At 74.7% G+C, this 14,911-nt stretch carries 11 protein-coding genes; 5 read left to right on the forward strand and 6 right to left on the reverse strand.

The genetic code is table 11. The features are described 5' to 3' along the window. Positions 1-90: 90 nt before the first annotated feature. Positions 91-522, reverse strand: a complete 432-nt coding sequence (locus OG440_RS40330; protein WP_331752688.1) for a hypothetical protein — start codon at positions 520-522, stop codon at positions 91-93. A 1,034-nt stretch (positions 523-1,556) separates the two neighbouring features. Between OG440_RS40330 and OG440_RS40335 the strand changes: the two genes are divergently transcribed. Next, on the forward strand, positions 1,557-2,249 hold the full coding sequence (locus OG440_RS40335) for a hypothetical protein (protein ID WP_331752686.1): 693 nt from the start codon (positions 1,557-1,559) through the stop codon (positions 2,247-2,249). A gap of 408 nt (positions 2,250-2,657) precedes the next feature. Further along, on the forward strand, positions 2,658-3,854 hold the full coding sequence (locus OG440_RS40340) for a hypothetical protein (RefSeq protein WP_331752685.1): 1,197 nt from the start codon (positions 2,658-2,660) through the stop codon (positions 3,852-3,854). Between the two features lie 534 nt (positions 3,855-4,388). Here OG440_RS40340 and OG440_RS40345 read toward each other — a convergent pair. Both OG440_RS40345 and OG440_RS40350 read right to left on the reverse strand, forming a co-directional pair. Continuing rightward, complete coding sequence (locus OG440_RS40345; protein ID WP_331752684.1) at positions 4,389-5,486, reverse strand: helix-turn-helix domain-containing protein; 1,098 nt, start codon at positions 5,484-5,486, stop codon at positions 4,389-4,391. Positions 5,487-5,498: 12 nt separating this feature from the next. Continuing rightward, positions 5,499-5,789, reverse strand: coding sequence for a hypothetical protein (locus OG440_RS40350; RefSeq protein ID WP_331752683.1), 291 nt, complete (start codon positions 5,787-5,789; stop codon positions 5,499-5,501). 1,111 nt (positions 5,790-6,900) lie between these two features. Between OG440_RS40350 and OG440_RS40355 the strand changes: the two genes are divergently transcribed. Next, the gene (locus OG440_RS40355) at positions 6,901-7,614 is read left to right on the forward strand and encodes a hypothetical protein (protein ID WP_331752682.1); all 714 of its coding nucleotides are present in this window, start codon (positions 6,901-6,903) and stop codon (positions 7,612-7,614) included. A 762-nt stretch (positions 7,615-8,376) separates the two neighbouring features. Here the strand turns inward: OG440_RS40355 and OG440_RS40360 are convergent. Further along, on the reverse strand, positions 8,377-8,685 hold the full coding sequence (locus OG440_RS40360; protein ID WP_331752681.1) for a hypothetical protein: 309 nt from the start codon (positions 8,683-8,685) through the stop codon (positions 8,377-8,379). 962 nt (positions 8,686-9,647) lie between these two features. On the opposite strand from OG440_RS40360, the gene OG440_RS40365 reads away from it, so the two are divergent. Both OG440_RS40365 and OG440_RS40370 read left to right on the forward strand, forming a co-directional pair. Next, a complete protein-coding gene (locus tag OG440_RS40365) occupies positions 9,648-13,307 on the forward strand; it encodes a hypothetical protein (RefSeq protein ID WP_331752679.1) in 3,660 nt (1,219 codons plus the stop codon). A 39-nt stretch (positions 13,308-13,346) separates the two neighbouring features. Beyond that, a complete protein-coding gene (locus tag OG440_RS40370; protein ID WP_331752678.1) occupies positions 13,347-14,285 on the forward strand; it encodes a hypothetical protein in 939 nt (312 codons plus the stop codon). Positions 14,286-14,402: 117 nt separating this feature from the next. On the opposite strand, the gene OG440_RS40375 is transcribed toward OG440_RS40370, so the two are convergent. Next, positions 14,403-14,534, reverse strand: a complete 132-nt coding sequence (locus OG440_RS40375; protein WP_331752677.1) for a hypothetical protein — start codon at positions 14,532-14,534, stop codon at positions 14,403-14,405. Further along, the gene (locus OG440_RS40380; RefSeq protein WP_406011586.1) at positions 14,531-14,776 is read right to left on the reverse strand and encodes a hypothetical protein; all 246 of its coding nucleotides are present in this window, start codon (positions 14,774-14,776) and stop codon (positions 14,531-14,533) included. The genes OG440_RS40375 and OG440_RS40380 overlap by 4 nt, the downstream gene beginning before the upstream one ends. Positions 14,777-14,911 lie beyond the last annotated feature (135 nt).

Consider the following 14,911-nt stretch of genomic DNA (forward strand, 5'->3'; position numbering starts at 1 on the left):
GCCGATTCGGGCGTGCCTCGGTCCGGGCTCTGCGGTGTCCCCAGTTGGTGGCCCGCCGTGCGACGTCATTCGCCGGCCGGGGTGGGGTGGTCAGTCCTGGGCGAGTTCGGCGAGGATGCCGATCGCTTTCCCGGCCGCCGCGCGACGCTCGGCCGCGCTCATCTCCAGGCACGGCGTGAGCACCGCTTCGTAACCGCGGGCGTAGGTGTCTTCGCCGAGGTAGAGCCTGAACATCTCGCTGAGCGGCCCCTCGTCGTCGGCCTCGTCGGGGATGGTCCCGTACGTTTCCATCAGAGCCTCGCCCGCCCACCGGCCGAGGCTGGCCGTGCTGGTCGCGTCCGGCGCGAGACGGTCGAGCCACACGTCCTGACACGGTACGCAGCGCTCCCGGGCCGCGGCATACAGCAGGGCGATCAGTTCGTGGTCGACGTCCTGTTCGGCGGCCGCGGTCCGCATGGGCGGCGGCGGGATCGGGTGCCGTTGGGGATCGGCTGGTGGGTGGCTGTGTCCGGTGATGGTCAATGACGCCTCCGCTTGCGGGCCCGGCCGTTCGCCAGAGCGTCTCGCGGGCCCCGTACCTCGTCCAGGAGGTCATCCCTCGAACGGGTGACACTCTGCCGGTTCCGTGAACTGGCCTCAGGGGCGTTGCTGCGCCCGGCCGTTGTGCGATGGCGCCTGCGTGGCCGTCTGGCCCCGCGGCGCCCGGCCGGCTGGTTCCGGCGGAGGCCGCCCACTACCAGAGGGCATGGGCCCGGAACGCCGGTCACGGAGCGTCCGGCGGCACTACTCTGCCCGCTCATGACGTCCCTGTTCCCGGCAGCTGTCGGCGAGATCCCCCGGACCGTGGGCGTGCGTGCCCGTTCCCGGTCCGCAGCCCCGGCACCGGTTCCCGCTCCCGTGGCGGCAACGGCGCCGCCGAGCGATGCCGTCACCCATGTGCACTGCTGCGATCCAAACCGGTCATTGTGCGGACTCGACTTGACCGGCGTGGGGCCCGCGAAGCCGGGCGAGCAGGAGTGCGTGGTCTGCGCCGACCTCGACGAGACCGACGCGGACTGCCCTCTCTGCCCGGCCGCTTGACCCCCTGCCCGGCCCCGCGGTGGGGCGGCGGACCGTACGCCCTCCCCGGCCCCGGAGTGAGCACGTACAGGCGGTGACCGGGTGCGCCCTCACCGGCCTGGCCGAGCGGCCGGCCGCGGGTGCCGGGCTTCGTCAGCTCGCTCTTCCGGAACTCCTGTACCGGGCCCGGGCCCTGACGGGGATGCGCCGTGCCCCCCGTCCTCCCGAGCCGGATGTCTCCGCCTGAACACCGCCTCAGCGCACCGGAGTTGTGGTGTCCCCCTGACCGGCCCGGGACGGCGGCCTTGTCCGGTGAGCGACCACGCACTGGAGGCGGGCTGTCCGTGCCGGTTGGGGCAGCGGCCGGGGTGATTACACTCGCCCACACATCAACGACTCGTTTAATTTGACTCAAAGTGGCGAGTGTGTGTAAATTATGTCTTGTTGGGCGGGGGTCGGGCAGGCTTCCGGATTCGTTGAGGCGCAGGAGGGTTTCCATGGACCATGACGCGAGGGTGATCGACTGGGCCCGTGGCGCGACGTACGCGTGTCCGCGCTGCAACCACGACACGGTCGGCGTCTTTTCCAGCTGGGTCGTGTCTACCTGCTGCAACTGCGGTTCGCGTTTCGCCCGCTTTCCCCGCCTGCAGCGGTTCCTGCGTCATGTGGGCGTCACGTGTGAGGTGTGCACCGCGCGGCACCCCGTTTCCGTTGACGGCGAGCCCTACGGTTTCGTACGGCGGCGTCACGCGGGTGTCGGCACCGGCGGGTCCTTCCTGTTCGAGGCATGGCTGCATGACACCGACGAGGTCCCGGACCACCGTGACCGCGTCCGCTACGTCAACACCCGTGACAGCCGTGCCGACGCGCTGGCGGACATCGCCCATCAGCGCAGCTTCCTCGGCCGCGACGAAGACGACCTCAGCCCCGTGCTCGCCGTCGTCGCCGATGAGCAGTTCGACAAGATGTACGGGCCGGGCCTCACCGACGCGCAGACGAGTCAGCTCATCAAGGGCTCTCTGGAGGTCTACGGCGTGGGCATTCTGCGCCCCCACCCCAAGCACGGTCGGTTCCACGCCGACGCGGACACCTTCACGTGGGGCTTGATCGCTCCCTCCGGGCTGGAGGGCCTCTACACCCAGGCCCGCCACCTGCCCGAGGCGCTGGTCGCGCACGCCCCGCAGATCTGACAGGCCGACCAGGCCGACCGCGCCCGGGCGCCAGAGTCCGCCCGGGCCAGGAGGGCACGGTGACCTGGCCCCGTCGGCCCGGGATCACTGCCCCGATGCCGACCGCAGTCCGCCGCATCGGCTCTCCCTGTCGACGATGGCCTGCGCCGCCGTCGACGTGCCCGCCCCCTGCTTCTGCCTCTTACCCACCGCGCCGTCGTTCTGCCGCACCCGCCCGGTCGGTCTGCCATCCCGCCGACGGGCTGTACGGCCCCGCCCCCGAGCCGGGACCGCTCGGCGTCTTGGGGAAGCAGGGAAACCCGCGGGCTCCGGCCCATGGCGGGGAGCGCCGGCCTCTCGCCGGCGACTGCCTGCGCACCGCCGACCCGTACCGGGCCTGAGACCGGCCTCTTGGAAGGACTTGCTGTGATGACCGTTTCGACGACCGCCCCCGAGCTGTTCCCGGAGCAGGCCACCGCCCGGACCGGGAGGCGGGAGCGGAGTGTCCCCGGGGCTGCGGCACAGACGCCGGAGACGGCGCCGGAGGGCACCCCGCACAACGCGCGCCGGCTGATCGGCGCGGACGGCACCGGGCGCGCGTACGTGAGCGCGAACGGCGCTCGGATGCGCATCGAATCGGTGGACGGCCGTCTGGCGTACACCCTGCCCACAGTGCCGGACGACGCGCACCAGGGAGCCAGGAACGGCTTTGCCGAACGGGCGCGGGAGCTGGCGGGGGAAGTAGCCAAGCGCGGTGAAGGCACCCCGCAGTGGGACAAGCACCCGCTGGACATGTGGGCGGGCGAGCCGCAGGAGTTCAAGAAATTCGGCCCGGCCGGCTACGCCCCGGGCGCGATGCTGGCATGGACCGTGAACGGAGTGTCGTACACCGGCCAGGTGTGGGCGAACCGCGTGCAGTCCGGGAACTGGAACGGCGGCCGGGGCGAGACCTCGGCGGTCGTGGTGGCCACGGTCGACGGCCGCCGGGCACGGCGTGACGAGGCGGTGTGCCTGCCGCTCCTCCACGGCCGCAAGCACGCGCACGCCTTCGTGGCCACTGCGCACGGGAACGCCGATGCCGAGGTGATCGCCCCGCAGTGCGCGGCGGACGGTCTGTTCGACGTGGTGACCACGGCCGGCGACCCGATCGAGGGATGGGAGGCGGAGGGCGGTTATGCGCCGACCGGCCTTCCGGCAGAGCCTGCCGACACCGACGAGCCTGCCGCGGCCGTGACTTCGGGTCCTGCTGACGCTCCGGCGGAGGTCCCGGCCGGTGAGCACTGCCCGCGCTGCGAGCGCAACGCGCTGTACGGGATCGAGTGCGCGTACTGCGGCCACGTGATCATCACGGCCCTGCTGAGGATGGTCAAGCCGTGTCACCCCCCGGCCTGGTTCGAGGGGTGCTGTCCGGTGTGCTTCACCGCCGATCCGGAGGTGTGGGAGGTGCACGGCCGGTTGCTCTGCACCGTGTGTGCGGAGGGCCGTAGCCGGTGGGGTGACCGGGTGAAGGCTATGCCGGGGTGGCGTGAGCGCGCCCGCCGTGTGCTGGCGTGGGCCGACAACCCGGGCGAGCTGTCGTACGCCACGGCGTACGCGGACGGCACCGAAGAGGGACGGACCGGCTGACGGCAACCGGCCGGCCCGCCGTACGCGAAGCGGGCCCCGGCCCACGGCGGGGAGTTCGCCGAGCGGCGAAGGCCGCTGCGCCGCGCGGTAGGGCCCCGGGTCTGCACTGTGCCCGGTACTCCGGAGTCGGATGCCTCTCCTGAATATGACGTCGGCGCGCCCGAGTTGTGATGTCCCCCTTGCCTCCTCCCGCGATGGCGGCCCGATCTGGCTGTGCGTCGCGGCCCGCCTCCTTGCCGAGGCCGGGCGACGAGAGGTTACCGAGGCGGGCGCGCCCGGGCCCGGCGCGCGAGCCAAGGGCGAGGTCCTGCTCACGGTCCGGACCGGCCGCGGCCCTTGACCCGGCCTCGTCGCCGAGCAGGTCGTGCGCACCCAGCCCCGGCGCGCGTTCGCCGACCGCTACCGGGACCGCCCCGACCATCTGCGGCCGAGCCCGGCAGCGCCGCGCGCTCTGCGGCCGCCGAGACCGCCCGTACGGTGCGGCCGACTTCGTGGTGGCCGCGACGGGATGCTGGTGGTCTCCTCGCCCCGGGCTCAGGCGGGCTGGAGCTCCCGGTTGCGGCGGGCGCGGCCGGACGGTGCGGGCGGACGCGGCCGGGCAGGAGGCTTGACGCCGCGGGCGCCGGGCGGAGGCGGGTCGGTGAGGTGCTTGCACTGGAGCACGTGGAGAGTTCCGTCGTCGCCGACAGCGATTGCGTCGATGCCGGTGTCGGGGGCGGCGCCGTTGCGGCGGGCCTGGGTGCCCAGGAGGTGCGTGAGACCGGCGGCGAGGACGGTGTGCTGGTCGGCGACGGCGAGGCGGTCGAACACGCGGGCGGCGGCCTGGGCCCCGCTGGCCTGCCGCTCGCCGTGCCGACCGTCGGTGTGGGCGTGCGTGCCCTCCGCCGAGTGCAGCGGGATGATCCCGGCGCCGTCGCCCGCCGGGACGGCGGGCGGACTCAGGTAGACCCGGCGGGTCCACCGGGCAGCCCGCCGTTCCTCGGCGGCCGTGGGGCCGAGCTCGGCCCGCGGAAGCGTTCGGGTGCGCGCCCACGCGTCCTGCCAGGGCCCCATACGGCGGGGATGGATCCCGCAGCCGCGCAGGAAGGCCTCGCACTGGGTCCAGTTGGCGGGACCCAGGCCCTCGCGGCGGGTGATGCGCCAGGCGGTGGTCAGCGGCAGCAGCAGCTCACCGTCGGCCTCCTCGGTGCCGGCGCGGTCCTGCAGGACGCGCAGGGGCGGGGCGCCGGCACGTTCGTAGGCGGCGACGAGGGCGGCCCGGAAGTCGGCGTGGGTGCGGATGGCGGACACGGAAGGAGCCTGCAGCGCGGCGAGGATGCCGCGTTCCTCGGCGCGGGCGCCCCGCCACACCTTCAGCACGTCGCGCTCGTCCTCGACGGCGGCGCCGCAGGCCCGGACGAAGGCGGCCACGACGTGCTCCTGGGGCACGGTGCGCGGGTCCACCGCGCGCTTGAGGGTGCTCGCAGAGACGGCGCCGGTGTCCTCGAGTTCGGCGGTACGGGCGGCCAGCTGGGCGAAGGAGAGCCCGCTGCCGTCCTTGAGCGCGGCCAGGAGGGCGATGAGGTGCCTGTGGCGCCGGCCGGTACGGCGTACGGAGCGGCCGGCACGCGGGGACGGAGTCGGTGAAGTCATCGAAGCCACCTCCTACTTGCCGCTGTCGGCGCCGGCGGCCGCGCGGACGGCCGTGGCGGCGAGCGCGGTGAGCAGACGCCGTCCTCCGCCGGCGGCGGCGATGGTGGCCGCCCCGATCGCGCCGCACCCCGCGAGCAGGGTGAGCACATCGCTGACCGGCATACCGGCGAGCGCGAGACCGGCGCCCAGGAGCGGGAAGACCGTGATGCCGCAGATCTGCGCGGTGGTGAGCGGACGAACTACGGCACGCGAGGGCTGGGGCTCGGGCTGGGGCGCGGGCGCGCCGGAGTGGTACGTGGACACGACGGTGGATCCTCCCTGACGGGTGGGCCCCGGGGCGCCGGCCCGCGAACGGAGTCCGGCGGCCGGGTGACGGGGTGCTACTGGCCGCAAAAACCGGTGTGCCGGACGGCAGTTGACGGCTGCCCTCCGCCGGTGCGGAAGAGGATGGCACGTCCCGCCCCCACCCCGCGCGCCCTAAAAGCCCCACAGATCCCAATTGCGTGTTTGCTGGTCCGCGGACGTTTCAGGTACGCCTCCGGCCGACGCCTACGAGCGCCTGGTGTCCCCGCCCACCACCACCAGCACCTTGTCCACCGCGCTCCGCAGGCGCTGGTCCGCGGACGTTCCAGCCTGCCTTGCCCGCAGCCCGCCGGGTGATGATGCTGCGTCACAACCCGGTCGTCGGCGCGGCGTCGGGGCCCGGACCGGATGGTCCGGGCCCCGACGCAGCACCGACCCCCGGGTTCCCTGACCCGCTACTGGCCGCAAACCGACGCGACAGGGATCACTTCCGCACGTCACGGTGACGCGTGCCCGCGGACACGAGGACCGGCTGCCACCACGGAGCCGGTCCTCTCGCACACCACCAGCCGCGCCGCCGTACCGGTCGGGGCACCGCTCCCGCAGCCCTCCCGTCCGGCGGCAGACACTCCCTCGAACGCGCCGCCCGGGCCACAGAGACCAAACAGCATCGCGGGGGAGCCGGCGTCGTCCGCGGGTCCAGCGCCCGCCTTCCACGTGGCGGCCGCGCGCCTGCCCGACCCCGCCTTCCTGGGCGATCCGGCCGGACAATGGAACGAGTTGGCGGCGCCACCCGGGGGAGTGGACGCGGGGTGGTCTGCTGCTGGCCGCGATCGCTCCCCGTACCCCGCGCGCGCCGACGGTCCCGCCTGGCCCGACGCCGACGGCACAGCGCCGCGGGCGCGCGCCGTGCCGTCGGCGGGTGCGAGGGGCGCGCGGGAAGGCCTGCCGTTTCCGCTACGATGCCGACCGGCAGGACGCGCACCGCCTACCGCCGCCGCTGCATCCCCGCCCGCGCCGGGACAGCTCAGACGGCCAAGGTCCCCACCCGGGCCCGCGACACCCACCCGCACGACTGCGGGCAGGCGCGGGGTGCCCGGAGAGAGACGTCATGCCACGCAACCAGTCCCGCGCCGGCCAGCGCGCCCGCGCCGTGCAGAAGACCACCGGCGCCAAGGGCAAGTACACCGAGCTGCTGCGCGAGGAGACCCGCCCGCGGTCCGTCCCCAGGGAGCCCGTCCACGCCGAGCCCGCCCGCCGGCTCGCCGCCCACCTGCGCACCGACCTGGGCGCCGACGGGGAGAAAGCCGCCCGCCTCGTGGACGAGGCCCTGGCCTGGGCGCTGAAGGACAGCGGGCTGAAGCAGACCCTGCGCCGGATGCCCGTCAATTCCGCCGCCCGCGCGCGCCGCGTCGCCGCTCTGCACGAGCACGCCGCCGGCGAGGTCACGCTGCACGACGCCCCCCTCGTCCAGGTCGTGTACTCGGTGCTGGAGACGGCCGCCGAGGAAGAAGTGAGCGCGGACCTGCTGCGCGCGGCCGCGGACGTCCTGGACCGGCTCGTCGGCGCCAGCCACATCTGCAATCCCGCGATCTACGGGGTGCGGGCCGACGGATGGCTCACCGAGCCGAGGATGTGGGATCGGGTGTACACCACGACCGCCCCGGTCGCCGTCGTCGCGGCGGCGGCCCTGCGCACGATGCGGGAAGCCGCCGGCATCCCCGACGAGGACGAACTGACCGACGCCGACTGCATGTTCACCCTTCAGGAGACAGTCCGCTTCGCGCGTACCGCCGCCGACCTCGCCGTCCGCCCGGCGGCCTGACACACGCGGCCGGACGTGCTGCCCCGCGCCACGCCCGGCACGGGGCAGCAGGCCCGGTCACTCTCATCGGTTGGCGTACGGCCTGCCGTCGGCTCCGCACAGTGCCGCGCTCGCATCTTGCCTCGCACCGGACGGCTCGCACCGCCGCCGGTCATCCGCCGCGCCGGATCGGCGAGTGAGGGCCCGGACCGGCGCGTCGGGGGCGCCGTCCGCAGTTGTCCGACGCCGTCCGATTCTGTCCGGCGAAGACTGCCCCCGGCCAGCAGCACCTGTCGGGTCTGCGTCCGGCTGCCTGTGGTGTCCCGCTTCTGACCTGCACGTTCGCGAGCTGGGCGTGACAGGCGGCGGGCCCGCCCGGACGTACCGCAACCCGTCCTCGCGGAGCCCTGCCGAGCTCGTCGGAGCTGTCACCGGTCCGGCCGCGGCCGCGGCCGCCTTCCGTGTCGGCTCCACGACCGCCGGCGGGACCGGGCCGTTCCCAGCACGCGCAGGCCTCGCCCCGCCGCACATCGCCGCTGGTGAGGGGGTTATCCAGAGTTGTTCGGGGGTTGTCCGCCCGCCCGTTGAACACCTTGGCCCGACGCCGCGCACCGCAACGCCCCTCTCAGCACGCCGACGGCATACGGCCCTGGACCGCGGTTCCCGAGCGGGTGTTGCGGGCTGCGCAACACCACGGGCCGTGCGTCGAGTCGGCACCCGCCTGGCAGACCACCCGCCCGTGTACTGCTGCGTGCTGCACCCCGCGCTGAAGGGCCGCTGCTGCTACCCGGTGTACGGGACTTCGTCGTCGCCGGCGCCGGCGAACAGCCGCATGAACAGGTCCACCCGGCCCGCCGCGTTCTTGGCCTCGCCGTACGCCTCCAGCGCCTTGCCGAGGCGGCCCATGACGTCGTCGTCGACCAGGCCGTCGGTGAAGGCCGGCCCGGGCGGGAAGAGCCGGTCGGCGTCCGCGTCTTCCTGGCGCAGCCGGGCGAGGTTGGCGTCGTGGATGCGGGCGGCCGCCGCTTCCCACGCCAGTTCGGCGGCCTCGCGCGCCGGGCTCTGCACGTGCCGGCCGTTGGGGGTGTCCACCCGGCCACGGTAGCGGCCGTCCCGGGGTTGGCTGTCCGATCGGCGTCGCCTTGACTGTGTCGGGCTCGTGTGCACCGCTCACCGACGTCTCGCGGGTGCAGCTGGACGTCCGGCACCAGATGCTCTTGCGCAAGCTGTTTCAGCGGGACGTTTTGCGGGAGTATGCGTCCGCGAGTGGGACCGGCCGGACATAACCGGCGAGCTTGCTCGTGAGGTGCCACACCCGGTCGTCAGCCTCACAGCGGTAGCAGCGATGCTCGCGCCGTCGGCGTCCTCGCTTCGGTGCCGCTTCGTTGAGAACGGCCGATGCCGCGGCCAGGGTCGGGTAACAGCCCTTTCCGCAGCAGCACTTGCTGTCTACGGGCCGGTGGCGAACTCCTGGGGGAAGTGTGCGGTGGACGGCGAAGTGCTCCAAAGCCGCGATGGGGGTGCGTTGCCACTGCCCGGACCCCGGGGCAAACAGCACGTACAGGTTGCCCCTGTTGCGGTCCCTTTTGTGCCTGCGGCGATCCACGGTGATCATCACTGCTGCGCCGGAGGAGTGGAAGGCCTCGAGGCGGCCGCGCAGAGGGTGGCTGAAGATATCCACCCGCCAGCCGGCCCGGCGCAACAGGGGCTCGTATACGGCCACCTGCTCACCCGGCGTCTTACCTGCGGCCACATCAGGTATCGCTGGCACACCGGGCGCTGGAGCGGGCGCAACGCTGTCCCGTGCCGCCTGCTCGTCCGGGGTGAGCTGATTTTCGCGGACAAGGGCACGGGACAGATGGAAGGAGATACCGGGAGGGCGAGGTGTGGGCGGGCGAGGACTGCCAGTCACGCCGATCCCCCTGACCCCAGCTCCGTCGCGAATCTCTTTACTACACCAGTCCGTGCCGCTGTCGGGCCCGCTCCGCCTCTCCCCACCGGCGGGCTGCGCGGTTCCGGCCCGGACGCCGCCCGCCGGGCTCTACGGTGCACCGGTGAGCCATGAGATGCCGCCGGCCGGCGGGGACGAACTGCCCGAGGTCGACGAGGTCCTGGCCGCCGCCCTGACCGCGCAGGGCGCACCGGGCGTGCGGGCGCTGGGGCTGCTGCGGGACGCGCGCCGGATCCTGACCGGCGGCTTCCTCCAGCGGCCGGCCGAAGTCGCGGAGTCGTGCCTGCGGGGCGCCGCGGACGCCCTGCTGAGCCTGCCGGGCGCCCCGGTTGCGGTGGGACTGAAATCGGCGGCCGCCGGACTGCTGGCCGCGGTCGACGACCTCCCCGCCCCCGGCACCGCCGGCGCGTCCGACGCTCCGGCCGCCGCGCCCGCGACAAACGAGTCTGCCGCTGCCCTGGCCTGCCCGGTGCCGGACGGGGAGACGGACGCCGCCGACGGTGCGGGCCCGGACGGCGCCGGCCGCGCGGGGAGAGCGCGGGTGCGGGAGGCGGCCGAGGTGCTGCGCGGGCAGCTGCAGCGGCCGGGCGGCTACCACCGGACCCGGGCGGCGGGGATCGCCGAGCGCCTGATGGGCGTCGTGCTCGGCAGCGCCCAGGAGCGGGCCCTGGACGTGTGGGGCGAGGTGTACGGGAAGACCTCCGGCACCCTTCACGGCAACGCCGCCGACCCCGCCCGCGCCGCCTCGCTGTACGCGGAAGTCCTCGCGGCGGCACGGGAATTGCTGGTGCCGCTGCCCGGCCGCGCCGCACGGGTTCTCGAGCTGGCCGCGCTCACCGACCCGGGTGAGAAGGAGGCGCGGGAGCTGGCCGGCTGGGCGGACCCGCGCGCCGAGGCGTACTTCTTCCGCTCCGGCCCGGCCGCCGCCTGGCTCGAGGTCCTGAACGAGCACGCGCCGCACCTGCTCCTGGCCGACGAGGCGGCCGGCGTCTGGCCGGCTGCCCCGTTCCTCGAGCACCTGGCCGCCGTCGCCCCGCAGGCTGCCCGGCCGTGGCTGGCCGGCCACGCCGTCCAGCTCGTCGCCGCCGGCCCGTATGCCCTCGGTGCGCTGCTGCGCCTGGCCGACGCCGGCGTCCTCGCCCCCGCCGGCGTCCGGCTGCTGCTCCCATACGTCACCGCCTCGTCCCCGGCCCAGGCGCCGGACGAGGAGGCGAGCCTGTCGCGCCGGATGGCGGCCAGCTGGGCGGGCAATCTCCCGATGGCCGCACGGGACGGGGACTGGCTGTTCGTCGTCGAGGAGCTGCTGAAGGACACCGTCGACATCGGCCACGCCGGCTACCTGGCCTTCGAGACCGCGCGCCGGCGCGCACGCGCCAACCACGAGCCGCTCCCCGAGCTGACCGAGGTGCTTCAGCGGGAGTGGGCCGCCCGCCTGCCCGAACACGACATCACGGGCCTGCTGCGGGAACTGGTGGTGACCGTCCACGGCGCCGCCGGCGGGCCGTTCCGCTGGGCCCGCCCGGCCCGGTACGCGCTGGCGGGCCTCCTGCGCCGCGACATCGAGGCGCCCGTCAAGAACCCCTGGCACCCGTACGTCGACCTGGACGAGGTCCGCGTCCTGGACGCCAGAGTCTTTCTGGGCCCGGTCCTCGACATGGGCCCGCTCCTGGCCCGGGCGGTCCTCGACCTCGCCGCAGCGGACGCCGCGGCCGGTGTCCCCCTTGCCGAGCGGATGCGGGCGTGGCCGCGGATCACCGCCGCGGATGCGCACCTGCACGACCGGGTGCTCGCCGCCCACCTGGCCGCACACCCGCCCGCCGCCGACACCGACTCCGCGGGCGCGGGGGAGTGGTGGGAGCGGGCGGTCGAGGCCACCGTGCGGCTGCTGGCCGGCCGCCCGACACCGGAAGGCGCCCGGCTGGCCGCCCTCGTACTGGACACCTGCCCGCCCGAGCGGGCCGGCCTGGACCAGCGGGCACGCGCGGCACTCGGCCCGGCCCCTGCCGCCGACGAGATCGACCAGACCCTGACTGCAGACGCCGACCCCGACCAGTCCAGCGGCCGGATCGAGCCGCTCGCCTCCTGGCTGCGGGTGTGGAACTGGTCGCCGGTCCTGCCCGCGCCGCTGCTCACCGACTTCGCCCCGCTGCTCGCCGCGCTGCACCGGCTGAAGCCGACCGGTCCGCCGGACCCGCGTACCGCCGCCCGCCCGCACTCGCGCCATGACACCGTCGTCGCCTTGGAGGACCTTTTGGAGCTGGCTGCCGCAGCCGGCCCGCTCGCGGCCGCCGCCGCCCTCGCCGGTGCCCCGGACGCGGGCGCCGACGGCTACGCCCGCGTGCTGCAGCGCCTCGTGCGGGCCAACCCGGCCGCCTGGACCGCCGACGTCCCCCAGGTCCTCGCCGCCCTGGCCCTGCCGGAGCTCTGCGCGTTCTACCTCGCCGCCACCGCGACCGCCGCGCGCCACCCTGACGCCTTCCCCACCGGCCCGGCCGAGGCCGTCCTCGCCGCTCTCACCCTCAGCCGCGCCCTGCCCGCCCCCGCCAGCCCTCATGTCCCCGACGCGGCGGAGTTCGCCGGCCGGGCGTGGTCCGGTCTGCTGAGCGTCGTGTGGCGCACCGGTGGCGACCTCGACGGTGACCTGCCGGCTGTCCTGGACCGCTTGCGCGGCCTCGCCGAGCCCCTCACCCGGCCCGCCGCCCCGCCGCCGCCCGCGTCCAGCCCGGCAACGTCCGCTCCCAACACAGCCGGCCCGGCCGACGACAAGGCCGGCGGGGAAGAGGAGGAGCTGCCCGCGGGCCTGCTGGACACCCACCCGGCGGTGCTCGCGCTGGACTGCCTGCTCGACTACGCCGCCGGCCAGGCCATCAAGGACGGCCAGATGCCCGGCGACGTTCTCCGCCTCGTCGCCGACGTCCTGGCCGCCCGCAGTGGCGACGAGGCGGTCGCCTCCGTGATCGGCGCGCACCTGCCACTCCTGCACCGCCGCGCCACCGCCTTCACCGCCGCCCACCCCGAGCTGTACGCCCTCGACCCCCAACGCCCCTCACCGGCCGCCGCGTGGCTGGACCGGGGAAGGTCTGATCCGCTGCTGCTCGCCGCCCTGGACCGCGGCCAACTCCTGGCCGCGGTGCGCGCGAACGTGTACGGCGCGGCTTCCCGCGTCGCATTCGCTCTCCTGCTGGAGGAGCCGGCCAACCTGCTCGGCGACCCCGCGGACACCTGGCGCGAGTTGGCTGCCGGCCCGGACGGCCCCGCGGCCGTCTCCCATCTGTTCCTGCCGCTCGCCTTTCCCTTGCAGGGACGCCCGCGTGCCGGCGACACCGGGCCGGACCCGGCCGCCCCAGCCCCCGAGGACATCGCGCGCGCGTGGTGGACGGCGGCGCTGGAGGCCGACCTTCCGCCCGGAGCGCTCGCTGGTGCCGGCTGGTTCACCCTCTCCGCCCTCACCGACGAGGTATGGCTGCCCCTGGCCCGGCGCAGCGCCGAGCACACCCCCGCCCAGGACAATGCCGACAAGGTCGCCGCACGCGCCGCCGGCCACCCACGCAGCCCCGACGCCCTGCTCCTGGCCGCGCACCTGCTCACCCGCCCCGCCCCCGGCCCCCTGTACGACGCCGACGTCCGCCGGCACGCCCGCACCCTGCTCCAGGCCACCGCAGCACTGCCCGAGGCCGAGCGCCCCGCCGAGACGGAACAACTGCGCCGGGCCCTGGTCGAGGCCGGCGAGGTGGACCTGGCGCAGACGACGGCGGCCGGCTGACCGACCCCGCCCCGCGGCGGGGTCGGGAATGATCGGGGGATGACCGACGACCACCCCGCCGGCCCGGCCCCCGAGCCGGCGCCGCACCCCCACGGCCAGGACGAGCTGCACGCCCTGCGGGCTCCGCGCCGGCTGAGCGTGGACGACCACATGTTCACCGCCCCCGGGCTGCCGGGGACGTTCCGGCTGCAGCTGTTCACCGCTGACGGGGCGCGCCCGGTCGCGGTGGCGACCCAGATCGCCCTCGCAGAGGGCATGAGCCTGATGAACGGGGCGGAGAGGTTCGCGGGCGCGGTGTGGGAGCGGCACTGCCCTGACCAGGACCTGCCGCCGGTGTGGGTGGAGCGGCAGATCTGGGCGGAGCGCTCCCGCCAGGAAACCCGCTTCAGGCGCGTGGTGTTCACCGGCGCCGACCGCTACTGCCCACGGGGCCCGAAGTGGTCGGTGATCACCGATGAGGAGCTGCAGGATCTGATCGGCGCAACCGTCGCCACGGACCGCGGCGCCGGCTACGTGCCGCGCCCCGCCGAGCCGGAACCACGGCTGGTGTTCGCCGAGTTCGCGGTGGCCCGTTTCGCCCGGCCGCGTCCGTTCCGCGAGCCGGCATGCATGCCGGCCGGGGTGCCCTGGTGGCGGCGCTGGATGCGTCAGATCCTGCCGCGCCGCGGGGCCCGTGCCTGCTGCTGGTACCACGGCGGCGACTGGCACACGGTCAACGCGATGGCGCTTGAGGTCCTCCAGCGGGCCCGCGCGCAGTCCGTGGAGGCCGACGACATGGAGGAGTTCGCCACCGCCCACGCGACCGCGGCCGGCGCCACCGGGTGGGAGACCGAGGCGCTGGCCACCCTGTTCAACACGGGGGACGCGATCCAGCCCTCCAGCGGCACCGGCTACATCAACGGCCAGCACCGGGCCCAGGCCATGCTGGAGGCCGGCGTACGGCGCACCGTCGTCCTGCACCACGTCGACGAGCCGTAGCCCGGCCGCCGCCCGGCTTCCCTACCGCCCTCGCGCGGCAGGCGCGCCGGGCACTGGGCGCCGGCGGGTTCGACGCCGCCCGCACCTGCTGCTGGGCCGGTCGAGGACGCAGGGCGGTCAGATGGCGTCCGTGGTGGTCCGGGCCAACTGCGGGTCCACCGCGTAGACGGGGGTTTGGCCGGGCCGCGGGGGGAGGTGCTCGTTGACCCAGGTCCCCTTCACCCGGGTCCGGCGCCGAGTGAACGTCACGCCCTCGATGGCGTCCGGCCCGTAGACCGGGCCGGAGGGCCGGCCACCACCGCGCACTCGTCGGCATTCACGCCCGGCTCGCTGATCCGCAGGGTGCCGCGGCCACCGCCCCCCGAGTGTCCCCAGTCGTTGCCGACCGCCCGGTATCGCAGGCGCTTCACGGCAATCCGCGGCGCGCCGCTCGATTCCGAACGCCATACCTTCAGCACCTGCCGGACCGTGACGTTGCTGCTTTCCACCACGTCAATATTCGACAGCCCTGGTCGAGTTCGGGGCCCGGTCCCCCCTTTCTCTCAGCGAGGCAGCCAGTGCCGCTCGACGACCGGGTCGCCTCCCTGGTACCGGTGCCACACCAGGGGACCGACGCCCGCTCAGGC

The sequence above is a fragment of the Streptomyces sp. NBC_00637 genome (assembly GCF_045161545.1).
Lineage (GTDB): Bacteria > Actinomycetota > Actinomycetes > Streptomycetales > Streptomycetaceae > Streptomyces.